The organism is Acetobacter sp. JWB (assembly GCF_003323795.1).
In the GTDB taxonomy this organism is placed as follows: Bacteria; Pseudomonadota; Alphaproteobacteria; order Acetobacterales; family Acetobacteraceae; genus Acetobacter; species Acetobacter oryzifermentans.
Window position 1 is genome coordinate 974,643 of the sequence record NZ_CP030871.1, and the last position, 23,045, is coordinate 997,687.

The 23,045-nt window shown below is 55.4% G+C and carries 23 protein-coding genes and 1 pseudogene; 10 read left to right on the top strand and 14 right to left on the bottom strand.

The genetic code is table 11. The features are described 5' to 3' along the window. Positions 1 to 8: 8 nt before the first annotated feature. The 7 genes from ccmI to DS739_RS04725 are packed head-to-tail and all read right to left on the bottom strand — an operon-like array spanning position 9 to position 5,283. Positions 9 to 740, bottom strand: a complete 732-nt coding sequence (gene ccmI / locus DS739_RS04700) for a c-type cytochrome biogenesis protein CcmI (RefSeq protein WP_006116090.1) — start codon at positions 738 to 740, stop codon at positions 9 to 11. Then, complete coding sequence (locus DS739_RS04705; protein WP_006116089.1) at positions 737 to 1,228, bottom strand: cytochrome c-type biogenesis protein; 492 nt, start codon at positions 1,226 to 1,228, stop codon at positions 737 to 739. The genes ccmI and DS739_RS04705 overlap by 4 nt, the downstream gene beginning before the upstream one ends. After that, positions 1,225 to 1,806: a DsbE family thiol:disulfide interchange protein gene (locus tag DS739_RS04710; RefSeq protein ID WP_006116088.1), complete on the bottom strand. Its 582-nt coding sequence runs from the start codon at positions 1,804 to 1,806 to the stop codon at positions 1,225 to 1,227. Before DS739_RS04710 ends, DS739_RS04705 begins: the two co-directional genes overlap by 4 nt. Then, the gene (locus DS739_RS04715) at positions 1,803 to 3,788 is read right to left on the bottom strand and encodes a heme lyase CcmF/NrfE family subunit (protein WP_006116087.1); all 1,986 of its coding nucleotides are present in this window, start codon (positions 3,786 to 3,788) and stop codon (positions 1,803 to 1,805) included. The genes DS739_RS04710 and DS739_RS04715 overlap by 4 nt, the downstream gene beginning before the upstream one ends. Positions 3,789 to 3,824: 36 nt before the next feature. Then, positions 3,825 to 4,355: a cytochrome c maturation protein CcmE gene (ccmE, locus tag DS739_RS04720; protein ID WP_006116086.1), complete on the bottom strand. Its 531-nt coding sequence runs from the start codon at positions 4,353 to 4,355 to the stop codon at positions 3,825 to 3,827. Then, positions 4,352 to 4,513, bottom strand: coding sequence for a hypothetical protein (locus DS739_RS14280; RefSeq protein WP_162853386.1), 162 nt, complete (start codon positions 4,511 to 4,513; stop codon positions 4,352 to 4,354). Before DS739_RS14280 ends, ccmE begins: the two co-directional genes overlap by 4 nt. Next, on the bottom strand, positions 4,510 to 5,283 hold the full coding sequence (locus tag DS739_RS04725) for a heme ABC transporter permease (protein ID WP_006116085.1): 774 nt from the start codon (positions 5,281 to 5,283) through the stop codon (positions 4,510 to 4,512). The genes DS739_RS14280 and DS739_RS04725 overlap by 4 nt, the downstream gene beginning before the upstream one ends. Before the next feature lie 171 nt (positions 5,284 to 5,454). Here DS739_RS04725 and DS739_RS04730 point away from each other — a divergent pair, with 171 nt between their 5' ends. Together DS739_RS04730 and DS739_RS04735 are read left to right on the top strand one after the other, a co-directional pair. Then, entirely contained in the window at positions 5,455 to 5,748 is a 294-nt protein-coding gene (locus DS739_RS04730; RefSeq protein ID WP_035351641.1) for a YciI family protein, read from the top strand. 2 nt (positions 5,749 to 5,750) lie between these two features. Further along, the gene (locus DS739_RS04735; RefSeq protein ID WP_006116083.1) at positions 5,751 to 6,170 is read left to right on the top strand and encodes an EVE domain-containing protein; all 420 of its coding nucleotides are present in this window, start codon (positions 5,751 to 5,753) and stop codon (positions 6,168 to 6,170) included. A gap of 108 nt (positions 6,171 to 6,278) precedes the next feature. Here DS739_RS04735 and DS739_RS04740 read toward each other — a convergent pair whose 3' ends face one another. Then, the gene (locus DS739_RS04740) at positions 6,279 to 6,614 is read right to left on the bottom strand and encodes a TIGR01244 family sulfur transferase (protein ID WP_006116082.1); all 336 of its coding nucleotides are present in this window, start codon (positions 6,612 to 6,614) and stop codon (positions 6,279 to 6,281) included. 110 nt (positions 6,615 to 6,724) lie between these two features. Further along, positions 6,725 to 7,402 (bottom strand): hypothetical protein, encoded by a 678-nt coding sequence (locus tag DS739_RS04745; protein WP_006116081.1) that lies wholly within the window; start codon positions 7,400 to 7,402, stop codon positions 6,725 to 6,727. 226 nt (positions 7,403 to 7,628) lie between these two features. Here DS739_RS04745 and DS739_RS04750 point away from each other — a divergent pair, with 226 nt between their 5' ends. Continuing rightward, positions 7,629 to 8,486: an EcsC family protein gene (locus DS739_RS04750; RefSeq protein WP_035351640.1), complete on the top strand. Its 858-nt coding sequence runs from the start codon at positions 7,629 to 7,631 to the stop codon at positions 8,484 to 8,486. Between the two features lie 69 nt (positions 8,487 to 8,555). On the opposite strand, the gene DS739_RS14285 is transcribed toward DS739_RS04750, so the two are convergent. Together DS739_RS14285 and DS739_RS04755 are read right to left on the bottom strand one after the other, a co-directional pair. Next, the gene (locus DS739_RS14285) at positions 8,556 to 8,732 is read right to left on the bottom strand and encodes a hypothetical protein (RefSeq protein WP_006116078.1); all 177 of its coding nucleotides are present in this window, start codon (positions 8,730 to 8,732) and stop codon (positions 8,556 to 8,558) included. A gap of 15 nt (positions 8,733 to 8,747) precedes the next feature. After that, a complete protein-coding gene (locus DS739_RS04755; RefSeq protein ID WP_035351638.1) occupies positions 8,748 to 9,722 on the bottom strand; it encodes a D-glycerate dehydrogenase in 975 nt (324 codons plus the stop codon). A 177-nt stretch (positions 9,723 to 9,899) separates the two neighbouring features. Between DS739_RS04755 and aat the strand changes: the two are divergent. The 4 genes and pseudogenes from aat (at position 9,900) to DS739_RS04775 (ending at position 12,677) form a co-directional block, all read left to right on the top strand. Next, positions 9,900 to 10,540 (top strand): annotated as a pseudogene (gene aat / locus DS739_RS04760) (leucyl/phenylalanyl-tRNA--protein transferase). A gap of 92 nt (positions 10,541 to 10,632) precedes the next feature. After that, the gene (locus DS739_RS04765) at positions 10,633 to 11,448 is read left to right on the top strand and encodes a DUF4412 domain-containing protein (protein ID WP_006116074.1); all 816 of its coding nucleotides are present in this window, start codon (positions 10,633 to 10,635) and stop codon (positions 11,446 to 11,448) included. A gap of 1 nt (position 11,449) precedes the next feature. After that, the gene (locus DS739_RS04770; protein WP_006116073.1) at positions 11,450 to 12,079 is read left to right on the top strand and encodes a hypothetical protein; all 630 of its coding nucleotides are present in this window, start codon (positions 11,450 to 11,452) and stop codon (positions 12,077 to 12,079) included. A gap of 46 nt (positions 12,080 to 12,125) precedes the next feature. Continuing rightward, positions 12,126 to 12,677: a hypothetical protein gene (locus DS739_RS04775; RefSeq protein WP_006116072.1), complete on the top strand. Its 552-nt coding sequence runs from the start codon at positions 12,126 to 12,128 to the stop codon at positions 12,675 to 12,677. Between the two features lie 30 nt (positions 12,678 to 12,707). On the opposite strand, the gene DS739_RS04780 is transcribed toward DS739_RS04775, so the two are convergent. Further along, complete coding sequence (locus tag DS739_RS04780) at positions 12,708 to 15,893, bottom strand: AsmA-like C-terminal region-containing protein (RefSeq protein WP_170315306.1); 3,186 nt, start codon at positions 15,891 to 15,893, stop codon at positions 12,708 to 12,710. 116 nt (positions 15,894 to 16,009) lie between these two features. Here DS739_RS04780 and DS739_RS04785 point away from each other — a divergent pair, with 116 nt between their 5' ends. Both DS739_RS04785 and bcp read left to right on the top strand, forming a co-directional pair. After that, positions 16,010 to 19,087, top strand: a complete 3,078-nt coding sequence (locus DS739_RS04785) for a bifunctional [glutamine synthetase] adenylyltransferase/[glutamine synthetase]-adenylyl-L-tyrosine phosphorylase (protein ID WP_170315299.1) — start codon at positions 16,010 to 16,012, stop codon at positions 19,085 to 19,087. 80 nt (positions 19,088 to 19,167) lie between these two features. Beyond that, complete coding sequence (gene bcp / locus DS739_RS04790; protein ID WP_035351630.1) at positions 19,168 to 19,656, top strand: thioredoxin-dependent thiol peroxidase; 489 nt, start codon at positions 19,168 to 19,170, stop codon at positions 19,654 to 19,656. A 27-nt stretch (positions 19,657 to 19,683) separates the two neighbouring features. On the opposite strand, the gene DS739_RS04795 is transcribed toward bcp, so the two are convergent. Further along, complete coding sequence (locus DS739_RS04795) at positions 19,684 to 20,055, bottom strand: hypothetical protein (RefSeq protein WP_035351628.1); 372 nt, start codon at positions 20,053 to 20,055, stop codon at positions 19,684 to 19,686. A 199-nt stretch (positions 20,056 to 20,254) separates the two neighbouring features. Then, entirely contained in the window at positions 20,255 to 21,538 is a 1,284-nt protein-coding gene (locus DS739_RS04800; protein ID WP_006116067.1) for an MFS transporter, read from the bottom strand. 235 nt (positions 21,539 to 21,773) lie between these two features. On the opposite strand from DS739_RS04800, the gene DS739_RS04805 reads away from it, so the two are divergent. Continuing rightward, positions 21,774 to 23,045, top strand: a complete 1,272-nt coding sequence (locus DS739_RS04805) for a DNA recombination protein RmuC (protein ID WP_006116066.1) — start codon at positions 21,774 to 21,776, stop codon at positions 23,043 to 23,045.

Below are 23,045 nucleotides of genomic sequence, written 5' to 3' on the forward strand. Positions count from 1 at the left end.
AACGCCGATCAGGGATTATCCTGATCGTGCTCTCCTTGCGCAATGCGTGCCTGCACCGCACTGCGCCATGTGGCATCCTGTGGGGCCGCATCCAGCGCCTTGCGGAAAAGTGCGAGTGCTTGCGGTGTAACCTGATGGTTAGTGCGCGTGATGGCTTCTGCCGTGCGGGCGGCCAGTTCGGCATCAAAACCCATATCCAGAGCATGGTTCCACGCATCTGCGGCTTCTGCATAATGCTCGCGGGAGGCTTCAACCTGCCCAAGAAGCAGATAGCCTTGGCGTAGCGCAGGGTCACCCGGTGGTAGGGTAGCCAATGTCTGCTTCAGGCGGGCAACCAGCATATCATTTTTTGTGTCCTGCATATGCTCGGCCGCAAGGCGTGGGCCAAGTGGCTGGGCAGGCAGGGAAGGCACGCCATTTGTCAGATACAGGCCCACCGCCAGCACAGGTGCAAGGCCAAGGCCAATCCAACCTGCTGTGGCGGCACGAGAGTTATCGGCGGAGGATGGTGCTTTATCTGCCGCCAGAATGCGACGCTGAATTTCCAGCCGTGCAATTTCGTGCTCAGTTGGGGCAATCAGCCCGATTGTTAGGTCGCGATCCACTTCCGCCAATTGGGCTTCGTGTAGGGCAAGAGCGGCGCTGCGTTCATCCCGCACGGTGCGGGTGCGTTTCCATAATGTGGCGCAGGCGGGGGCCAGAGCCAGCAGGCTGAGCAGGGCAATGGAAAGCCAGATCATGGGGCGTTATCCTTATCCTTTGTCAGCTGGGCCAGCCGGGCTTTTTCTTCTTCTGTGAGTGGTGGTGGAGAGGGCGGAGCAGCCGCGCGGCGGCGATAAAAGATAAGGGCCGATACAAGCCCCAGCAGCAGCGCCAGAACTGGCATGCACCACAACAGCAAGGTGCTGAATGAAAACGCAGGTTTCAGGCGGATAAAGTTGCCATAGCGGTTTACCATCCAGTCCATAATCTGCTGGTTGTTTTCACCCTTGGCAACGTGTTCACGCACCACACGGCGCAGGTCTCGCGCCAAGCCAGCACTACTGTCCTCGATAGATTCGTTTTGGCAAACAAGGCAGCGCAGTTGGGAGCCAATGGCTTCAGCCCGCGCTTCATCCTGGGGGTTGGGCAGCATTTCCATGGGGTCATCCACCGCCAGCACCAGAGCAGGTGCCGCAATAAGGGAGAACCCAACGCAGGAGGCAGCCAGAAAACGGCGCATGTTCATGGCGCTTTCAACTTTTCAACCAAAGGCAGAAGTGTCTGACTCAGAATGTCATCCGTAAGGGGGGCTGCGGTGTGCCAGCGGATAACACCACCGGGGCCGATTAGGAATGTTTCTGGCACGCCAGAAATACCCCATTCGATACCCACCCGGCCTTCATGGTCACTCCCAAGGCGGGAGAACGGGTTGCCGGAATGCTTAAGAAAGTTTTCCGCATTTTCTGGCCTGTCCTTGTAGGCAATGCCCCACATGGTCAGCTTGTCTTTGAGTGTCATCAGGGTTGGCATTTCCGCAAGGCAGGGAATGCACCACGATGCAAAAAAGTTCACCAGCACAGGTTGTGTCAGGTTGCGTAAGTCCTGCGTGTTAAAGCCCTGCATAGGGGGCTGATCTGGTAGCGTGAAATCTGGCACGGGCCGGTTAAGCACTGGCGCGTTGATATCATGCGGGTTGAAGGAGCCATGCTCCATACCGGAAAGCATTTTCCAAAACGCAACGCCAACTACGCCAGCCCCTGCCAATGGCAAAGCCATAAGCAGCCGACGGCGGGAAGCATTGGGGGGTGTTTCTGAATTGCTCATGATGCTGCACTCATTTCGGCAGAAGATTTGGCACGCTGCGGCGCACCCACACGCACACGCCGGTCAGATAGGGAAAGCGCGCCACCAAAAGCCATAACCAGCGCACCCAGCCACATCCAAGGAGCTAACGGATTATAGTGTAAGCGCAGTACGTAGGTTGGGTTGCTATCCGGCCCATGTTTGTCACCCAGCACACCGTACAGATCTGCCAGCAGGTTGGTATGGATGGCAACATCGGTTGTGGTCTGGTTTTGCGTATTAAAGCTGCGTTTGGAAGGGTGCATAACGGTTATAAGGTGCCCGTTGCGCCGCACTTCTAACGTGCCCACCATGGCGGTGTAGTTTGGCCCAGGTTCCTGCTTTACGTTTGTAAGTGTCCAGTCATACCCAGCCAGACGTTCTGTAGTGCCAATGGGCACTTCCACAATTTTATGCTGGGCCTGAGACATGGCGGAAAGCCCAAGCACCGTAATGCACACGCCAATATGTGCAATGGCGGTGCCAATAATGGCGCGGGGCAACATACGTGCACGCTGAATGCTTGTGGCAAGCGGCGCACGGAACAAGCGCACGCGTTCTACTACATCCGTGATGGTGGATGTAATAATCCAGATAGAAGCTGCGGCGCACAGAATTGGCAGAACGCCAGAAAGGCGAAAGGCTGCAACGGCGCAAGCAATGGCGGTGATAACAGCAGCAATCCATAGCTTTTGCAAAATGGGCCAAAGCTGCGCACGCTTCCACGGCAGCATGGGGCCAAACCCCATGAAGATGAAAAGCGGCAGAGCCAGCGGAATGGTGGTGGCATCAAAAAACGGTTTGCCCACAGAAATGGTGCGGTCAAACAGCAGGGACATAAACGGCGGATACATTGTGCCCGTTAGCACCACGGCGCAGAGTGAACACAGCAAAATGTTGTTCAGCACCAATGCCCCTTCGCGTGAGACCGGGGCAAACAGCCCGCCGGAGGTAAGCGAAGGCGCGCGATAAGCAAATAGCGCCAGAGAGCCACCAATCACTACAGCCAGCAGGCCCAGAATAAACACCCCGCGTGCAGGGTCATTCGCAAAGGCATGCACAGAGTTCAGGATGCCCGAACGCACAAGGAATGTGCCGGAAAGCGAGAACGAGAACGTGCCAATAGCCAGCAGCACTGTCCAGATTTTAAGGGCTTCGCGCTTTTCCACCACAATGGCGGAATGAATAAGGGCGGTGCCTGTTAGCCACGGAATGAGCGAGGCATTTTCCACCGGATCCCAAAACCAGTAACCACCCCAACCCAGCACGTAATAAGACCACCAAGATCCCATTGCGATTCCGCAGGTTAGGAAGCACCATGCGGCCACGGCCCACGGGCGCACCCAACGGCCCCATGCGGCATCTACCCGGCCTTCCAGCAAAGCGGCAATGGCAAAAGCAAATGGCACGGCAAAGCCGACATAACCCGTGTAGAGAATAGGTGGGTGGAAAGCCAGACCGGGGTCTTGCAGCAGGGGGTTCATGCCCTGTCCATCCATAGGCGCAGGCCAGATACGGGCAAATGGATCAGACGTGGTAAGGCAGAACAGCTCAAACCCGGTGGCCACCAGCCCCAGCACGCCAATAACGCGGGCGCGCAGGGCAGAAGGCAGGTTGCGCCCAAAAGCAGCAACAGCCGCGCCGCATAAGCCCAGAATAAGCGCCCATAAAAGAATGGAGCCTTCGTGGTTCCCCCACACGCCGGTAATTTTATACAGCAGCGGTTTGGAAACCGCGCTGTTGGCCGCAATGTTCTGGACAGAAAAATCATCCGTAACAGCGGCGTAAACCAGGCAGAGAAAAGAGGTTAGCAGTGCAATAAGCTGGCCAATGGCAAGGCCGGGGGCCAATGCCATCAGCCGCACATCGCGGCGGCGTGCACCCATAAGGGGGAGAATACCTTGTATGGCAGCAAGCACGCAGGCCAGCGCAAGGGCGTAGTGTCCGAGTTCGGGGCTCAGCATGTCAGGGGGTAGGCTCCCGCTTTTTCAGGTCTGTATTTAGTTGGTGGCAGGCTGGGTGGCGGTGTTTTTGCGGGCATCCTGCACCGTCATTTTGTTCCAGCTATCCGCACTGGGGGGCGGGCCAAAACGTGGATCCCACTTCCCGGCCTTTTTCAGGGCCTCGGCCACTTCCTTGGGCATGTAGGTTTCATCATGCTTGGCGAGCACTTCGGTAGCGGTAAAATCGTGCGAAGGCTGCACGGTGCCAATGGCGACAACGCTCTGCCCTTCACGGAACAGGTCTGGCAAAATGCCCTCGTAATGCACGGTAACAGCGGCCTGACCATCTGTGACGTTAAACGTGGCCACAGGTGTTTCACCCTTGCGTTCACGGTGCACAGAGCCAGCAACCACCATACCGCCCAGCTTAACGGTTCTATCCGCAGGTGGGGGAGAAGCCATAACCTGTGAAGGTGTGACAAAAAACACGATATCGGAAGAAAAAGCCCGCAGGATCAAAGCTGCGGCGGTGCCAAGGCACGCCACGCAGGCAATGACAAGCCAAAGGCGACGGGTTTTGCGGGTCATGATTGTGGGGCGGCTCCTGCCTTGCGGGGGGCTTTTTGTTCAAGGGTGGCCAGCCGGATGCGGTCGCGCTTCAGGCGCAGGGCAGCACCAATAGAAAACACAAGCGCCATAATGGCAAACAGGCCGTAGCTGGCGGCAATATAAGGCAGATGGGTCATGCAGCGTTGCCTCTGCGGCGGGGGGAGGACAGCAGGGCGCGAATGCGGCTTTCCATTACGGCGGCGCGGGTGCGGGCCACAACAATGGCGGCAAACCCAAGCCCCATGCCCAAGGCAGACAAAGCCAAAGGCCACAGCATGGAGGAAGACATGGTGGGCGCACCCGTAAGGGTAATGCTGTCTGGCTGATGCAGGGTATTCCACCACTGCACACTAAACTTGATAATGGGCAAATCTACCGCACCAGCAAGGGCCAAAATAGCGGCAGCTTTGTACCCTCGCTGCGGATCATCAAACGCCCGAATAAGGGCAATATGGCCCAGATACAGGAAAAACAGCACTAAAACGGAGGTCAACCGTGCATCCCACACCCACCACGTCCCCCACATGGGTTTACCCCAAAGGGAACCCGTAGCAAGGCAAAGCGCGGTGATAGATGCCCCAACAGGCCCAATTTCCACCGCTGCCAAGTCAGCCAGGGGGTGCCGCCATACAAGTGAGAGCAGGCCGCATATGGCCAGCCCAGCATACCCGGCAGAAGCCAGCATGGCGGCAGGCACATGCACATACATAATGCGCACGGAATCGCCCTGCTGCCAGTCTGCGGGGGAGAAAAACAACCCCCAGCCCAACCCCGTAAGGGTAAGAATAATGGCAGGCCACGTTAGCCACGGCTGTAGGCGTGCCCCCAGCTTAAGAAACTGGCCGGGATTGGCATACCGATGGAAAAAATTGCCGGTACGCGCGACAAAGGTCGGAGAGGCGCTCAAAAGTCAGTCCGTTCCATCTGTATCTGGTTCAATCCTGTGGTCTTCCTCTTTCACCGCCATTGTGGAAGTGGGAAAAGGACTACCTGTGTCCCCTTTTACAACATTCCGTGCCTCTTGACACGATGCAGTTGTTCATGGGCGTCTTGCCCGCACAACACAACGGAGGAAATTATGCTGTTTGCCATTACCTGTACGGATCGTCCCGGCGCGCTGGAATTGCGCAAGGCCACACGTGCGCAGCATCTGGCATTTTTGGAAGCCCATAAAGACGGTATCCTTTTTGCAGGCCCGCAACTGGATGCCAATAGCGCCCCCTGTGGCAGCCTTGTTCTGCTGGAAGCCCCAGATCGCGCCACGGCAGAAGGTTTTGCTGCGGCAGACCCATACGCAAAGGTTAATCTGTTTGAAAGCGTGATTATTCGCCCGTTGCGGACCGTGTTCCGTGATGGCCAGATGGCAGAATAATCATGGCCTACTGGCTGGTGAAAAGTGAGCCGGATGCTTTTAGCTGGGATGAGCAGGTGGCTAATGGCGTAGAGCCATGGACAGGTGTGCGCAACCACCAGGCTAAAAAGAACCTTGCGGCCATGAAGGCGGGAGACCGCGCTTTTTTCTACCATTCCAACGTGCAGCGCGCCATTGTTGGCGTGGTGGAAGTGGTGCGTGAAGGTTATCCAGACCCAACGGCAGAAACAGATAAATGGGTATGTGTGGATGTGAAAGCCATAGCCCCCATGCCTAACCCTGTAACACTGGCGCAGATTAAGGCCGAACCTACGCTGGAAGATTTGGCTTTGGTGCGGCAGTCTCGCTTATCTGTCTGCCCTGTATCGGCAGCACACTGGCAGATTTTGTGTGAGATGGGTGGGTGGCAAGAACCTGCCTGAAACACAGCCCGTGTTCACGATATTTTGTAGTGCTGGGCAAATTACACACAAACAAAAAAGGCCGCTCCATAAAGGGCGGCCTTTTTTGCAAGCAATGCAGAGTAAAAATTAGCTCTGTGTTGCCAGTGTCCATGCCTGAGCGGAACGGTTGCCAGAACGGCAATAGGCAAAAATTGGGCCAGGCAGGGTGTTGATGGCTTCCTGCGTTTCAATCACGGCATCGGAAGAAGGTGTGAGCGGTGCAGAAACGGGAATGGCAATAAAGGAAAGGCCCGCTTTGCGTGCAGCTTCACCAATGGTTTCAGCAGATGGCTGGCCAGCTTCTTCACCGTCTGGGCGGTTACAAATAATGGTTTTGAACCCTGCACCATGAATAAGCGGAATATCATCCACTGTAATCTGGGGGGAAACGGCAAAATCGGGGGAAACAGAATGATACTGCATGGGAATAGGTATCCTGAAAGCTAAAAAGAACTGCCGTACAATGCGGCTTTTGGGGCTGAATGCAAGATCAAAGCAGCCAGACCCAAAAGCGGGTATGCCCGGATATTTGTTTAGCGGTGAATGAAGTACATGTCTGAGTACAGGTTTTTTAATGCAGCATGGTCTGCCAGGCAGTGGCGCACCAACACAGCACGCAGGCTGATAGCAGCCTGCTGTACGGCTGGATCTGTGCTGTTTGGGTGCAGGTCTGGGTAATGCCGCATGCAGGATTTTAGGGTTGGATTGTTCATATCCACGCCAGAGCGGATCTTTTCTTTCAGCTCATTATAGTAGTCGGAAACCTCTTTATCAGAATCCCACAATGGCACGGAGGTATCCACCTTGCCGTTGTGCATAAAGTAAGCCACCGTAAAAAAGCCTGTTTCAGGCGCAGCCGTGCCAGATTGAACTGTCATGCGGCAAGAGCGTTGTGAATAAGGCGGAAAGCTTACATCCGGCATGGCGGAAGAAGCCTGTACCTGTATGGCGGGTGCAGGCGTATTGGGGTTGGGAGAGGCATCTTCTACATCTGCACCACCGGCTTCATGTGCCTTTTCCCATGCTTTCGCCACCAGAATGTGGAAACGGTCAGACTGGCACAGATCTGGTGCAGTGCGCGCTTCAGCCAGCCGGGTTTCATATGTCTGCTGCTGCTGGGTGGCGCAGGCAGCGGTTGCAACAAGGGCAGCCAGCGGCGCCAGCCGCAGAAAGCGTCGCACGGAACGCTGGGTGGGTGAAGGATCGGTCATGTCAGGATACTCCGCAATAAGGTGTGCGCCTGGGTGGAGAACGGTATTTCTGCTTTGGAGTGTGTAAGGGCTTTATGCAAGCCTTACAACGGCGCGGGCCGCGTATGCAGGGTGGATAAGGTGCTGGGTGCTGTTTTTCGTGCTCTGTGCCTGTTATGATTACAACGGAATAGAGAAAAATAAGGCGCCAGAGTGCGTCGCTGCTTCGTTCGCAAACGGGCGTGGCATGCAGCAGGCAGGAGAGGCACGGATGAGCACACAAAAAACAGCAGGGAATGCCCTGGCCCCCATGCTTTTGGATGGGCACGAACTGGCAGAACTGGAACAGGCTCTGGCTGATGTGGAATCTGGCCGGGGCGTTCTGGTGCGTTTGGCAGACCTTATGGGCGGCGCCGTGGGGCATGCTGCACGTTTGGGGCTGCGTGGTTTGGGCATGGCCCCCAATATGGAAGAAAAAATGCGCGGGCTGGCAGAAACTGCCATTGCACGTGCGTTTGATGTTGCCATTGTGGGCATGAAAGGCCGCGCAGATAGCCAGATGGCAGAAGCCCGTTGGCGTGGCCCGGCACTGCAAGCCGCTGTAGCTGTTTCTGGTGCAGTTGGTGGGTTTAGCGGCTTGGCCGGTTTGGGCCCGGATATTGGTTTTACAACGCTTACAATCATGCGCGAAATTGCACGCGTTGCGCGGGAAGAAGGGGAAGACCTGTCTGACCCCGATGCCCGCCGTGCATGTTTGGAAGTGTTTGCCCTTAAAGCCTTCCCGAACAGCAGAGCGGGCGAAGAAAGCGAACTGGGCTATTTTTCGGCCCGTGCCGTGTTGCGTGGCCGCCCGGTTGTGATGTTGATTGCTGAAGTGGCCTCGCATTACGGCTTGGCGCTGGGGCAGAAAATTTCTCTCCAGCTTATGCCTGTGGCAGGTGCGCTGTGTGGGGCTTCTTTGAATACGGCGTTCTTCAACCATTACCGTGCGCTTGCCCGTGCACATTTCACCATTCGGCGCTTGGAGCGTGAACACGGGCCGGTTGTGCGTGATACCGCTATGTCTATGCGTGAAGATCTGGCCGAACGTGGGGCGGAAGCCTAAACCGCTTTTTGTCAAAGTAAGAGAGATGCAAAAAAGGCCAGCACCTTTATGGGCTGGCCTTTTTGCTGCTTAGGCGGTTTTTTTCGTGATCTTGCGGGGAGGTTCACCCTCCAGAAACGTAGTGAGAATGGCAAATCCAAGCAGCGTGATGCCAATAACCTTGGCCGCCAAATGGTAATGCGGCGCCCACATACTCACGGCAAAGCACACTACAATACCAATCAGGCAAGACAGGCGCATGTTCATGGCAAAGGTTGCTCCTTACACCGTAACGGGAGAGGGCATGGGCAAGCCTTTTGCCAAAGCCTCAACATTATCTAGCGCCAACATGCACATGGCGGTGCGCGTTTCTATGGTGGCGCTGCCTGCGTGTGGTGTCATGAAGATATTGGGCAAGGCTGTCAGCCTTGGGTTGGGGTTGGGTTCCTGCCGGTAAACGTCCAGCCCAGCTCCAAACAGATGGCCAGATTCCAGAGCCTCTATCAGCGCATCTTCATCCACCAAAGACCCGCGCGCCGCATTTACAAACACGCTCCCTTTGGGCAGCAGAGAAAATGTCTGACTGTTCATGAGGGGGGGCGCAGAAGGTGAACCCGGCATGTGCAATGTTAGCACATCGCAATGGGGCAACATGTCTTCCAGCTTTTCAAAATAGGTGGCACCGGCTTCTTCCGCGGCGGAAAGGCGGCTGCGGTTGTGGTACAGAATGGTCATGTCAAAGCCACGCGCGCGCTTTGCCACAGCCTGCCCAATACGGCCCATACCCACAATGCCCAGCCGTTTGCCGGTAACACGGTGGCCCAACATGCCGCCCATACCCATGCCGTGGTGCCAGCCTTTTTTCATGAGCGTATAATATTCGGCAGCGCGGCGGCAGGCGGCCAGAATCAGCATCATGCTTAAATCAGCATTACAATCTGTCAGCACATTTGGGGTGTTGGAAACCGCAATACCACGCGCATGTAGGGCGGGAAGATCCAGATGGTCTAGCCCAACGCTTACAGTAGAAACCAGTTTTACGCATTCTGGCAGAGCTTCTACATCCTTGCCTTTAAGAGGTGCGTTATTGGTAACCACAACAGCAAAAGGCTGAAATGCCTTAGCTAATTCCAGAAGGGCCTGTGTGTTCAGGCTTTTTTCTGGCGGAGGCGGGGCTGTAAATTGTGTTTTAATACGATCTTCCGCAGCATCTAACAGGCGGATGGAGCGGATAAGGCGAGGTGCTTCTGTGCTCACAGGCAACTCCGTAGGCTGGTGAGTCGGTGGCTGTCTGGCACAAGTTTGTGCCCAATGCGGGCTGGCATCAAGCAGGGTCAGACAACATATGGGCTATGACACTCCATAACGGAATGCAAAGCCAGAGGTTGCCTTGGCTTGCGGGATGATGGGTTGCAGGAAAGGAACATGCAGCAGATGGTACAGGAACTTACCCCACAGATCATGCTGGGTGCATATGCGGCGGGGCTGTTTCCTATGGCGTCCGATGCAACGGATACGACCCTGCGGTGGTATGACCCCGACCCCCGCGGTATTTTGCCGCTTGATGGTTTTCATCTTCCGCGCCGCTTGCGCCGTACTGTGTTGTCTGGCCAGTTTGATGTGTGTGTGGACAGGGATTTTCCCGCTATTATGCGCGCATGTGCCGCCCCCGCGCCGGGGCGCGAAACCACATGGATAAATAGCGAGATCTACCGCTTGTTCTGTGCTCTGCATAACATGGGCTTCAGCCACAGTGTGGAGTGTTGGCAAAATGGTAATCTGGTTGGCGGGCTGTACGGCGTAGCCCTTGGCGGTGCTTTTTTTGGAGAAAGCATGTTCAGCCGCACAACAGATGCCTCCAAGGTGGCTTTGGTGCATTTGGTGGCACGGTTGCGCGTGTGTGGATTTGTTGTGCTGGACACACAATTTGGTACCGAACACCTGGCCCGCTTTGGGGGGAGGAAATACCAGCAGCCGAATATAAAGCCATGTTGGAAAAGGCCGTAAGCATGCAGCCGCGCTGGCAGCAGAATATTCCGGCTGATGTGCTGGAAGCAGAAATCCGAAACATGTAAGTAACTGCCATATTCCGGCCCGTGGCATGCCTTAGGCTTGCAGCATGTTGCTTGCGCCCAAGGTGGTAACCAAGTGCGGGCCTGTAATTTGAATGACTGGAATGGATGATATCATGAGCACACGCCTGTATGGTCGTATGCGTTTTTTTTGCCTGATGGGTGTTCTGGGGGCGGCTGTGCCTGTGCTGGGCACGGTGTTTTCTGGGCAGGCACAGGCACAGGTTGCGCTGGATCATCCACGCCTAACGCCCGCGCGTGATGCTATTATTGATTACAGCTTTCAGCCCCAGCCCACAGCGCAGGATTTGGAAAATGGTGTTAAGCCAGACACCCCCATAGCAACGCGCCATGTGCAGGTAATGTTCTCTGGCGATGGCGGGTTGATGCGCATTAATTACATGACCAGCATGGAAGGGGATGATAGCCGCGGGGCTGTAATTATCAACCGCGCTTCACAGGAAGTGTTGGTGCTTTTGAATGATCGGCATATCTACACCCGCCTTGTACAGCAGGAAGGCATCCGCAACCCGTTTCTGCTTGATCTGTCCATGCAGTTTACGCGCAAGGGCAGTGATGTTGTGGCCGGGCAACCCTGCACCGTCTGGGCCGCACAATCTGCCCAAGGGCAGGCTACGGCTTGCGTCACGGATGATGGCTTTATTCTTTCCCAAACCGGTATTGATGTGGATGGGCTAAATGGCCGTATCCGCGCCATGAAAGTGTCTTACGAGCCCGTGCCCGATAGCGTCTTTCAGCCGCCTGCAGGCTTTCAGGAAGTTAACCCGCATAGTGGCAATAAAAACGGCGGAGGTTCAGCGGGTGGCGCTTCGGCACAACCTGCTGCGCCTTCTGGCGTAGGGCCAATGATATCTACCCCAGCTCCAAATAGCGCGGAAGGAACACCGTAAGATGGTTGCAAAACGCTTTCTTGCCGGTGTGGGGTTTGTGTTGTTGGGGGCTGTAGCTTCTGGTGGTGTCGCCCATGCCCAGATACAGCCGCAAACGCCAGAGCCAACACAAATAAGCCCCACAGATGCGCCGGTGGTAACGCCATCTGTTGATGCGGATGTGTTGTATGAGCTGAACTCCGCCCAAGGGGATGCCCCCACCCAGCAACGTATGCGCTGGCAGGTTAGCTCCTTGCGCCAGCGGCTGGACCCGCAGAATTCTGATGTGTTCATGATTACATCATGGACAGATCACACCCTTACAGTGGTGGATACCGCACGCAAGCGGGCCAGCGTGATGCCTGTGCCGGGCCCACAGCAGATTACCCCCCCAGGGCAGCCCGCAGCGGCTGGCACCTATGCACGATTGGGGAATTCCGTTGTGGCGGGTGAACAGTGCACATTGTGGCGCACAACGGATGCCGAGGGGCATCCAACAGATGCATGCTATACGCCAGACGGCCTGCTTTTGCAGGTTGCACAGAAAGGGCAGGTTACGGTGCGCGCAGTAAGTGTAAGCCGCGCCACCCAGCCAGATAGTGTGTTTGCCATTCCGTCCGGGCTGAAGCGGGAAGCCCCTGCACACCCATAAGGTTTGATGTTTCGGGCGGCAGAAAACGGAAAAAGAGAACGTCGCCATGAAAATTCGCCCCAGCTTTGTAATTTTCTATCTGTTTCTTGCTGGGGTAAGCCTGCCAGCTCTTGCGCAGGCGGATGATGGAAGTTCCGGCACGGTTTCCGTATGTTTGCGTGCGGATATTGCACAACCGCCCCAAGCCATGCAGGTGGTGGCATCTGGCACCGTGTTTGCTGCGCAAGCCAAAGCCGGTGGCCCTAAGGCTGGGGAAGAAAACGAAGCCTTGGTTACCACAGAAACTGTTACCCTTACCCATATGCAACCGTGTATGGATGCAGATGCATCCTCCGTTATCTCGCACACACGGCATTGGCTGGTTTCCCCCGTAACCGTGCAATCTGGCGTGGTGTTTCATGCCATAGGGGAAGTCAGCGGCAACGGTCTGGATACTGCTTTTGATGATGAGGGCGCATCTTTTCGGGATATCGTGCGGGCAGGGGGCATTACAGCCACTGTGCGCAGCCCGCTAACAGATGCTGTATCTCTGATGGAAGGGGCGGCTGATCTTCCCCCTAATGCGGATGGAGAAGATCCAGCTATTGATGATAAATAATATGGCCCCTGCAAAGGGGCCGCAACCGGGTTAAAAAATCCGGCGCAAGGCCCCTGGCAGAAAGATGGAATAGGGGTTTACGTGCAGGGAAGGGTTGCTCATCTGCCCGGCCACACCAAAGGTTATGGCCACAAGCCCCCCGTCTTTTTCCGGGCTAAATACCCAGCCAATGCCCGGCAGCTTTCCGGGCAGTTTGTTGATAGCAAAAATAGGCACCACGGTGCCGTGTAAATCTATGCTGTTCTTATCCAGATTAACGTCGCCTTCAAGTGTTGCGCCCAGTGCATTGTTGCCTGTTCTGCCATCACGAATATTCAGCACGCCATCTTTGAAGGTCACGGGTAGCACAAGATGTGTAACAGTAAATTCCGATGTATTATGTGCGGCCAACCAGCCGTAAAATGAGATATTCCGTGCCATACGCAGGGCTGTTGGGGCTTTTTTGAGCACAAAGGGCGTTACGGTTATGCGGCCGTTAAACGGGGCGGAAGCCTCCGTATCATCAAAAGATCCACTTAAAACGGCATGGCCACCTTCTACATCTGGCACAATTTTAAAGTCAGACAGAAACGCGCCCATGTTTGGGATAGAAACGCGCAGGTCTCGCCCCGCACCTTTGGGGGTAAGTGTCATGCTTACGGGGGTTGGCCCGTGCATGGCAAAATACATTTTTTCCAGACGTTGGCCGTTATCCTCAAAATAGGCTTTTACAGCTTTCAAAGATGGTTTGTCGGGATTGTAGCGCAATGTGTTGGCTGTCAGATCAATAGCCCATGCTGTACCCGGAGGGCCGTGTAGCTTGCCTGTTGCTGCCTCTGGCACGTGGTAGCCAGTGCTGGCGGGCTGTGCGGGTTTGGGGTCTGATGGATCACCCGTTACCAAAGGGGAAAGATCCAGCATGTCTGCATAGACGCCAACATGAATAACCGAGCCTGCCACGCCTTTTTGTGGCAGTTCCAGCATGGCATGGCCGGTGGAATGAGCAACCCGGAAGGAAGAGATAATCAGTTGTGGCGCATGATTGGGGCGTAGGCGGGCCTTGCCACGTACATCCAAATCCGGCCCTGTAGCCAAAATACGATCTACCGCAACAATCTGGCCGTTTTTTAGCCCCAGCGTAGCGGTGGCCTGTGCAGCCCGCCCCGGTGCCTTATGCCAGAGCGGAATGCGGATTTGGGAGTTTTTGAGGTTGAGGTTGATATCCACCAACCCGTGGTGATCTCCATATTGGCGGTAATCCACCACGGCATCAGCAGAGCCACCAAAATGGTCTCCCGTTGCAAAACCGGCGGCTGTTGCGGTTTGTGGGGTAATGCGGGATGTCAGATGTGCCTGTTCCAAAAGCCCGGTCGGCGGTACATGCCGGAAATCTGTTGAATAGGAGATGTTGGAGGGCAGTCCACCCAACACGCCATGCCCGGCAAGAGAAAGGCCGTCTGCCGTGGCATCCAGCTTGATATCAGCGCGCCTTACACCGCGCCCGGCGACCACATTATCAAGTGATGCCTGCGTGATATCGGCATGGCCCTTAATGTCCATGTCATCAATGCTGACATCGTCTTTCAAAGGGAGGCTGAGCATAAGCTGAAGTTTGGCGCGCCCACGTGGGTTGCGAAGATCCAGCGGGTGGCGAGAAAGCAGGTGCAGGCGTGGTTCGGCCAAAAGAGCCATCACATCCTGTAATTTGCCATCCAGTTGCGTGTTGATAATACCGGTCTGGTCTTTTTTGGTCAGGCCCACAATATCCATGCTGCCGGGGCCAGCAGCAATGCGGCCAATACCACTTTGACCTACGTTTTTTCCGGCACGGTCAACAAGCTGGTAGCCGTGGTCAAACTTGATGCTTAGCTTGTCCAGTCCGTCCACATCCATATGGGCATCCATGCCCCTTAGTGGGGAAATAGGCCGCAGCCAGTAGATGGTCAGCCCTTTGGCATCCAGCCCGCCAGCAATGTTGCTAACATCCACACCATTCCAGCCTGTTTTGCTGGATAAAGAAACAGTGGTGTGCAGGTTGTAGGCCACGCCATCTGTAATATTCTTGGTTACCCATTTTTTGCCGCCTTTGGCGGCCTTGTCTGGCCAATAATAAACCAGATCGGGAAAGTACACCTGCGGAATATCGGCTGTAACCTGCCCGGAAACCGTGGTGGGGTTTATCAGATCTGTGGCATCTACTTGCCCGGATACAGCCAGATGAAGCCCTCTGGCCTCATCTTCCGGGTGGTCTGGATTGCGCAGGTTGGCAGTGATGTTGTGCACAATAATATGTGCAGGCGTGTTGCCATCCTTAAGATGGTCAAGCCGCAGGGTAATATTGGCAGAGCCGCCATTTAAAAAATAGCGTGCTCCAGCGGCAGTAACCTTGCCGCTTTGTGCATCTGCATGCAGTTCCATCGCGCCAGGCATCAGCCATTCCGAACCCGGTGCGGGCAGAAAGCTGACATCGGATGTCACCGTAATGGGTGTTCTGATATGTTGCAGATCATGCGAGATATGGGAAAAGCTGGCTGGCTTAACGGCATTGGTTGCCAGATGCCATACAATACCTTTGCCATCTGTATCTGGCAGACTGTTGGCTTTTACCTCTATGTGGCAATCAGGGTTTTCTTCCCCCGTTACGGCAAATTGCACGGCACCCGTTATGCCCTTTTTGCCTTGGGCTGATGCCATATGCAGTGTGGCATCTAGCGGAGAAGCCACCCAATGTGTGCCGGTGAGTTGGTCATTCATACGCACAACAGCGTGGGAGATTACGGCACGATCCAGTCCGGCGGTATCTACACTTCCGCTATCACTTGCGCCAACGGTCGGAGGGGTATCAAAATCAAACCCCACAGCACCGTTTTTACCGCGCCGGAGGGCAAGGTTTACGCCTTCTAACTCTACAGCGCGCAGGGCAATGCCACCATGTAGCAGGGCCAGTGTATCCAGCGTAACATGGGCTTCGTGCACGGTATCAACTACTGTGCGATCCGGCCCTTTAACGGCAATGTCATGCAGCGCAAGCATGAGCGGAGATGTGAACCCATCGCGCAGGCCGTTCCATTCCAGATAGGCGCGCCTTAACCCCAGCGTAGCGACCGGAGGCTGTTTTTTGCCGCCGGAAATAACGGTAACAGGCAAAAAAGGACGCACCAACGGCGTAACATTTATTGGCCCAAGCGCCATGCGCGCAAACAGCAAAACTGTGCCCACAACAGGCAGCCCCACCATGCCATAGGCACCATAGACCAGAAATTGCCGGGTTTTTGTGCGCCGTGGGCGCGTGGTGTCTTGACCGTTGGAAGTCAACGCAGCAAGCCTTTATTGTTCACAGCACGGGCCAGATCATGACGCAGGCAGACCATTCCCTTTTTCGAGACGTAAGGCAACCTAGAGGGCACGGTTCTCGCATGTGGCCAGATGCAGACTGGCCCGCCCCAGCAGATACACGTGCGGCTGATCTGTTTACGCAGGACATGCTGGTTCTGGCGCAGGAAGCAGGTGTTGCGCAATCTGTCATGATACAGCCGGGCGCGCGGGAACTGCTGGCGTGTCTTGGGGGCAACAGTCCGTATCTGGCAGATCTGGCGCGAGAAGACGTTCTGGCCTTTGCGGCCCTGCTGGAGCAGGGGCCGGATATGTGTGTGCAGGATGCGTTTGCAACATGCGCAAAATTTGACACAACATCGGGGCGAGAGTGTGTCGCGGCTTTTTTGCGGCATACAAAAAAACGCATAGCTTTTATTTGTGCTGTGGCGGATCTGGGTGGCTTCTGGTCTTTGGAGGAAGTAACACATGCCCTGAGCCGCTTGGCTGATACCGCGCTGGATCTGGCTGTCAGGCATTTATTGTGGTGTGCCTTTCAGGCGGGGCAACTGGCTTTACCCAACCCGGAACACCCCGCACAGGGCTGCGGCTTTGTAATTCTGGCCATGGGCAAGTTAGGCGCGCGGGAGCTGAATTTTTCATCCGATATAGACCTGATGGTGCTGTATGATCCCACAGCGTACCCTCAGTCGGACACAGTGCGGCGTGTGTTCGTGCGTATGACTAGCGATCTTGTCAGCCTGATGGAAGCACGAGATGCCAACGGATACGTTTTTCGCACAGATTTAAGGCTGCGGCCCGATCCATCTTCCACCCCTCCGGCGGTAACGGTGCAGGCCGCCATCCTGTATTATGAAAGCCTCGGCCAAACGTGGGAACGTGCGGCCATGACAAAAGCGCGTCCTGTGGCGGGAGATCTCACACTGGGGCGGCGTTTTCTGGTGGCTATTCGCCCGTTTATCTGGCGCAGGCATCTGGATTTTGCACTGATTGATGATCTGCATGACATGAAGGCCCGGATAGATCGTTACCGTAAGGCGGGCCGGACAGATTTAAGTAACCTACCAGATGCCGTGCTGGCAGATCCTTCCGCCAGCATAGAGTGGTTGTTGGGGCATAACCTCAAGCTGGGGCAAGGTGGGATTCGTGAAATTGAATTTATCGCGCAGGCCATGCAGCTTGTCTGGGGTGGGCGTGAGCCTACCTTGCGAGATAAAACCACCTTTGGTGCGCTTAAAAAGCTTGTAGGCTCAGGCCGCCTGCCGCGAGAGGAAGCCGAGGTTCTGGCCCGCACCTATCGTTTTTTGCGTGATGCCGAACACCGTTTGCAAATGCGTGCAGACCACCAAACCCACAGCCTGCCAGACACGCGGGAAGGGTTCGAGGCCTTTGCCATTTTCATGAACTATCCGGATGCCGAGGTTCTGGCGCTGGATATGTTGCCCCGTATGCGTGAGGCACGGCGCATTTTCGAGCGACATTTTGTGCTGCATTCCGCTCAGCCCGAAGAAGTGGAAGGCAGTGTGCTGGTGCCGGGGCCGGAAGATGGGCAAACGGCGGAACTCTTGCAAAAGCACGGTTTTCCGCCCGAACAGGTACAGGAAGCCACACAGGTTCTTACCCGTTGGCGCGGCAACAGCTTGCGGGCGCTGCGGTCTGAGCGCGCGCATGCGTTGTTGCGTGTGCTGTTGCCCACATTGCTGGCCAGCTTTGGTGTGCGCAGCAATCCGCTGGCCTGTTTACGTCGGTTTGATGCGTTGCTGGCGCGGCAACATGCTGGGGTGCAGCTTCTTTCCCTGTTTGAACGCAATCCGGCATTAGTAGACCGCATTGCCAATATTTTTGATGCCTCCGTTTTTCTGGCAGATTATCTGGCAGACAAACCTTCTGCGCTGGAAGGGCTTTTGGAATCCGCGCCAGAAGAAGGGCGTACGGTTGTCGCCCGCCTTCAACATCTAGCGGAAGAAATGGCAGATGTTGAAGAGCTGGTAACGGCTTTGCGCCCACTTTTGCGTGGGGAGGAGTTCCGTCTATCTGTTGCCCTGCTGGAAAGCCGCATAACGGAAAACGAGGCCGAAAAGCAGCGCACGGTGCTGGCGGATACCATTATCACCATTGTAAAACAGGCGGTGGAAATAGAACACACACGCCGGTACGGGCATGTTCCGGGTGGTGGCATGGCCATTGTAGCACTTGGCAAAGCCGGTTCGCGCGAGATGATGCCGCGGTCTGATCTTGATTTGCTGATGGTGTTTGATCACCCCGAAGATGTGCAGGCCAGCGAGGTACCGCAGGCGGATACAAAAGCAGAGCGTCCGCTGTTTTCTGCCCCGCGTTCTGTGGGGGTCGCACAATATTACACACGGCTGGCCCACGCCTTTATTGCGGCGCTGACAGCACCAGGCCCAGAAGGGCCCTTATATGCGGTAGATATGCGGTTGCGTCCTTCTGGTGCGGCGGGGCCGGTTGCTGTCTCGCGCCCTGCTTTTTTGCGTTACCACACGGAATCCGCATGGACATGGGAGTGTATGGCCCTGACCCGTGCCCGTATTGTGGCCGCTCCAGCAGAATTAAAGCATGCTTTAAGGCAGGATCTGGATACCATTCTGGATGGGCGTTTACGGGCCGAGCCAGCATCTCGCGCAACGCTGCTCAAAGATGCCAGCGCCATGCGCGCACGCTTGGCGCGCGATCTGCCTGCATCTTCTGTGTGGGATGTGAAGCGGCGGCTGGGTGGGTTGATAGATGTAGAATTTATTGCCCAGATTTATCAGTTGATTGGCGCAAATAGTACCGTGCGGGATGTGAGCACGCGTTTGGCGCTGGGGCGGCTGGAAAAGGCAGGGCTGCTAAGTGCCGAGGATACTCAGTTTTTAAAGCAGGCTGAACTGTTCTGGCGCCAGCTTCAGGCTGTGTTGCGGCTGCTGTGTGGGGCCACGCCGCCTGTTGATCTGGAGCGTGATCTGGCTCCGGCATCGTTAAACGTGCTGCTGAAAGCCATGAAGTTGGAAACGCTGCCAGATCTGATTGAAAAGGCGAATATTCTGGCGCGTGATGTGCATGCAGTTTTTGCCCGGCTGGTTGGCCCGGTGGAATAAGGTAGGTTTGGCGCCGGAACAGCTTGCAGATCCTGCACGTTCACTTTGGCGTAAGAGATTTTAAAAGAAGGAAAACAAGCATGACGGAAAAACACACGCTTCAGGTAGGTGATGCTGCGCCTGCGTTTGATATGGAAGCAAGCGGTGGCCGTAAGGTGACGTTGGCAGATTTTAAGGGCAAGCCGTTTGTTCTGTATTTCTACCCCAAGGCAGATACACCCGGATGCACAAAAGAAGCCTGCGGATTTAACGAGGCCCTAAAGGATTTTGATAAAGCCGGACTAACCGTTCTTGGCGTTTCGCGCGATCCGGTTAAAAAGCTGGATGCCTTTGCCGCCAAATATGATCTGACATTTCCCTTGGCATCAGATGAATCTGGCAGCGTGACAGAGGCCTATGGCGTGTGGGTGGAAAAAACCAATTATGGCCGCCAGTATATGGGTATTGAGCGCACAACCTTCCTGATTGGGGCGGATGGCAAAATTGCGCATATCTGGCCCAAGGTTAAGGTGCCGGGCCATGTTGAAGCTGTGCTGGAAGCTGCCCGCACATTGGCGGGCAGTGCCTGATTTTTTACTTTCAGGCTGTAGCTTCTTTTACCATGCTTGGTAATACCCGCGCGGGCCGTAATAGCCGTAACCGGGGCCGGGCATAACTGGCACAGCGGGCACCACGTAAGCTGTTGGCGGCGGCGGAGGGGGCGGCGGTGGTGCGTAAACTACAGGTGGGCCACCAGCTATTGTGGCGCCAGCCAACGCCCCTACGGCCAAGCCACCAATAAGGGCACCTGCAATGGCACCGCCACCGCCACCGGGGCCACGATGATGGTAATAACCACCTCTGGGGCCACCCCAACCTGGGCCGCCCATCATATGTGGGCCGGGTTGTGCCTGCGCCATCGGCACGCTTGCCAAGCCAAGGCCCGTAATAACGGGCAGGGCCATAAGAAGTTTGGTAATCTGGCGCATGAAATGAGCCTCCTTGAAACAGGATTACACCTGCGTTCTTTGTCTCATCTCAAATAATGGCGCGTCTTATGGCAAATTAAAGGCGTATCCGCGGCGTTATTTTGCAATCTGATTTTATGAAACAACAAGGCCCGTACTTGATTACCCGAAATGGGCATGCTGCTTTTTTAACAAAGAGCAACATGCCGTGCACCGAATATCAGGAGCGTGCAGACGCATCGGTTGGCGCGGTAATGCGGTCTGTTTGTTTTAAACGCAAAACCGTAAACAGGGTTACGGCCGCACAGATGGAAACATATCCGGCAAACCAGTTTTCGTGCCCGATCTGTTTACACCACAGGGCAATATATTCCGTGGTGCCACCAAAAATGGAAACCGTAAGCGCATAAGGCAGGGCCACACCCAAAGCGCGAATACGGGTGGGAAAGAGCTCTGCTTTTACAATGGCGTTAATGGATGTGTAGCCAGAGGCAATAAACAGCGCCGTAACAATCAGGGCAAAAGCCGTCCAAGGGGATGAGGCCCCCGCAAGCACATGCAGCAGCGGAATGGTGCCAAATGTTGCGCCAAAGCCAAAAAACAGCAGCAATGGCTTGCGGCCAATTTTATCTGAAAGAGCCCCAAAAACAGGCTGCATGGCGGCAAACACCACAAGACTGGCAGTAGAAATAAGGGTTGCTGTTTCCTTAGGAAAACCCAGCGTGTTGGCCAGATATTTCTGCATGTAAATGGTGTAGGTATAAAAGGCTACGGTGCCACCAAGGGTAAGGCCACATACCGTTAATACAGCCCGCCAATGGTGCAGAAGAACGTGAATGCCGCCTTTTTCTTTTTCTGTATGCGCGTTTTTAAAGCTGTCACTTTCTGTCATCTGGCGGCGTAGCCAGAACACAAGTACAGCCCCCAAAGCACCTATCAGAAACGGCACACGCCAGCCCCAGCTTGCAATCTGCTGGGGTGTAAGCAGCACGTATTGCATGAGCAGGAGCAAAACAAGGGCGAGCAGTTGGCCCATAACCAGCGTAACATACAAAAAACCAGACCAGAATCCGCGGTGATCGGGTGTGGCTACTTCTGCCAGATAGGTGGCGGATGCTCCGTATTCTCCCCCAAGGCTTAGGCCTTGCAACAGGCGGGCAATTAACAGGAGCAGCGGAGCGGCAAGGCCGATCTGGTCATATGTTGGGCATACGGCAATGGCCAAAGACCCTAAACACATTGTGAGCACCGAAATGGTGAGTGCGCTGCGTCGGCCATACCGATCTGCCGCCATACCCAACAGCCACCCACCCACAGGGCGCATAAAAAAGCCCACAGCAAATACCGCAGCCGCATTTAGCAGCTCGACCGTGGGGTTGCCGTGCGGGAAAAAGGCATGCGCAAAGTAAATGGTGAAAGAGGAATAAACATACCAATCAAAATATTCCAGCAGGTTGCCTGCGGAACCTGCCACAATGCCGCGGATGCGTTGTGCCGTGTTCACTCTATTGTTCTCCTGTCCGGAAAGGGCACGGTGTTATTTAAATCCGCGGCCTGAATGACGTGTTTTTATTGGCCTGCCATACAGCGCATGTTCTACGCGCAGGGCAGGCTAAGGGGTAGGTCATACCATTGCCGGTGGTCGATTGTCATTACGGTGCCGCGATAAAGCTGTTCTGGTGGGCATTCTATGCGTTTCTGGTGCTTGCTCTTGTTGCTGACATAAGACAAAACGGGGCATGAGTTCTGTAATTGTTCTTTTAAGTGTTGCTGTGTGCGCCTTGTTGTTGGGGGCGGGTCTTGTTGTGGTGCTGCGCCCTAAAGCAGGAGGTGGCACGGATGCAGATTTGCTGGCCCGGCTGTATGTTCTGGTAGAGCATGAGAGCGCGACGGCACGTTCCGAGAGTGCCGCGCAACGCAATGGCATGATGGAAATGGAACGCGCCATGGGTGGGCGTATTGAGCGCATGCGCACGGAGCTGGCGGAACAGCTTGGTGCATTGGCCGGAGGTCTGGGGCGAGAACAGGCGGAGGCCCGTGCTGCTCAGGCCGAAGCCCTGCGCAATCTGGCGGATACATCTGCCCAGCAGTTGGCCTCTATCCGCCACGCGGTTACGGAGCAACTGCACGAAGCTGTAGAGCAGCAGATGCAAACTTCGTTCCAGCGTGTGCTGGAGCAATTTTCCGCCATGCAAAAAGCCATGGGCGAAGTAAGGGCCATGACGGGCCAGATTGGAGACCTCAAGCGCCTGTTCAGCAATGTCAAAACCCGTGGCGGCTGGGGGGAAGCCCAGCTACGTGCCATTTTGGATGATGTACTGCCACCCGGCACGTATGAAAGCAATGTGCGGATTGGCAACGGAAACGATGTGGTGGAATTTGCCATCCGCATGCCTGTTAAATCCAGCACGCCTCCGCTTTTGCCTGTGGATAGCAAATTTCCCACAGAAGCCTATGAGCGGCTGCTCAACGCTGCGGATGAAGGTGATGCAGTGGCAGAAAAAGCTGCGCGTAAATCTCTGGAAAACACCATGCGGGTGGAAGCGCGCAAGATTTCCAGCAAATATATTCACCCACCCAAAACGGTGGAGTTTGCCGTACTGTATCTGCCCACAGATGGGTTATATACAGAAGTGGCACGTATGCCGGGGCTGATTGATGAACTGGGGCGGCAGTTTCGGGTTATGGTTATGGGGCCTGCTCTTATGCCAGCCATGTTGCGCACAATCCATCTGGGGTACGTTACACTTGCGCTGGAAGAGCGGACAGAAACCATTGCGCGCCTGCTGGGGGCCACGCGGCAGGAAATGATCAAGATGGATGGCGTGCTGGATAAACTGGCACGAAATGCACAGGCCATGTCTTTTTCTATCGAGGAAGCCCGTAGGCGCACTCGTTCGGTTAGCCGCAAGTTGCGTGAACTGGATGAACCGGAAGACAATGCCGCCGGAATAGAAGAGTCTGAAATGGAATTTACTGGTGTTGATTCAAATGGAGCGGCATCAGTGTAA

What these genes read in the sequence shown, in the direction of transcription:
- DS739_RS04735 (WP_006116083.1), top strand. Translation starts at nt 5,751, where the DNA reads ATGGCCTACTGGCTGGTGAAAAGTGAGCCGGATGCTTTTAGCTGGGAT.
- DS739_RS04750 (WP_035351640.1), top strand. Translation starts at nt 7,629, where the DNA reads ATGCAGCAGGCAGGAGAGGCACGGATGAGCACACAAAAAACAGCAGGG.
- DS739_RS04715 (WP_006116087.1), bottom strand. Translation starts at nt 3,788, where the DNA reads ATGCTGAGCCCCGAACTCGGACACTACGCCCTTGCGCTGGCCTGCGTG.
- DS739_RS04730 (WP_035351641.1), top strand. Translation starts at nt 5,455, where the DNA reads ATGCTGTTTGCCATTACCTGTACGGATCGTCCCGGCGCGCTGGAATTG.
- DS739_RS04775 (WP_006116072.1), top strand. Translation starts at nt 12,126, where the DNA reads ATGAAAATTCGCCCCAGCTTTGTAATTTTCTATCTGTTTCTTGCTGGG.
- DS739_RS04710 (WP_006116088.1), bottom strand. Translation starts at nt 1,806, where the DNA reads ATGAGCAATTCAGAAACACCCCCCAATGCTTCCCGCCGTCGGCTGCTT.
- DS739_RS14285 (WP_006116078.1), bottom strand. Translation starts at nt 8,732, where the DNA reads ATGAACATGCGCCTGTCTTGCCTGATTGGTATTGTAGTGTGCTTTGCC.
- bcp (WP_035351630.1), top strand. Translation starts at nt 19,168, where the DNA reads ATGACGGAAAAACACACGCTTCAGGTAGGTGATGCTGCGCCTGCGTTT.
- DS739_RS04705 (WP_006116089.1), bottom strand. Translation starts at nt 1,228, where the DNA reads ATGAACATGCGCCGTTTTCTGGCTGCCTCCTGCGTTGGGTTCTCCCTT.
- DS739_RS04785 (WP_170315299.1), top strand. Translation starts at nt 16,010, where the DNA reads ATGACGCAGGCAGACCATTCCCTTTTTCGAGACGTAAGGCAACCTAGA.
- ccmI (WP_006116090.1), bottom strand. Translation starts at nt 740, where the DNA reads ATGATCTGGCTTTCCATTGCCCTGCTCAGCCTGCTGGCTCTGGCCCCC.
- DS739_RS04805 (WP_006116066.1), top strand. Translation starts at nt 21,774, where the DNA reads ATGAGTTCTGTAATTGTTCTTTTAAGTGTTGCTGTGTGCGCCTTGTTG.
- DS739_RS04780 (WP_170315306.1), bottom strand. Translation starts at nt 15,893, where the DNA reads ATGGTGGGGCTGCCTGTTGTGGGCACAGTTTTGCTGTTTGCGCGCATG.
- DS739_RS04770 (WP_006116073.1), top strand. Translation starts at nt 11,450, where the DNA reads ATGGTTGCAAAACGCTTTCTTGCCGGTGTGGGGTTTGTGTTGTTGGGG.
- DS739_RS04740 (WP_006116082.1), bottom strand. Translation starts at nt 6,614, where the DNA reads ATGCAGTATCATTCTGTTTCCCCCGATTTTGCCGTTTCCCCCCAGATT.
- DS739_RS14280 (WP_162853386.1), bottom strand. Translation starts at nt 4,513, where the DNA reads ATGACCCATCTGCCTTATATTGCCGCCAGCTACGGCCTGTTTGCCATT.
- DS739_RS04765 (WP_006116074.1), top strand. Translation starts at nt 10,633, where the DNA reads ATGACTGGAATGGATGATATCATGAGCACACGCCTGTATGGTCGTATG.
- ccmE (WP_006116086.1), bottom strand. Translation starts at nt 4,355, where the DNA reads ATGACCCGCAAAACCCGTCGCCTTTGGCTTGTCATTGCCTGCGTGGCG.
- DS739_RS04745 (WP_006116081.1), bottom strand. Translation starts at nt 7,402, where the DNA reads ATGACCGATCCTTCACCCACCCAGCGTTCCGTGCGACGCTTTCTGCGG.
- DS739_RS04795 (WP_035351628.1), bottom strand. Translation starts at nt 20,055, where the DNA reads ATGCGCCAGATTACCAAACTTCTTATGGCCCTGCCCGTTATTACGGGC.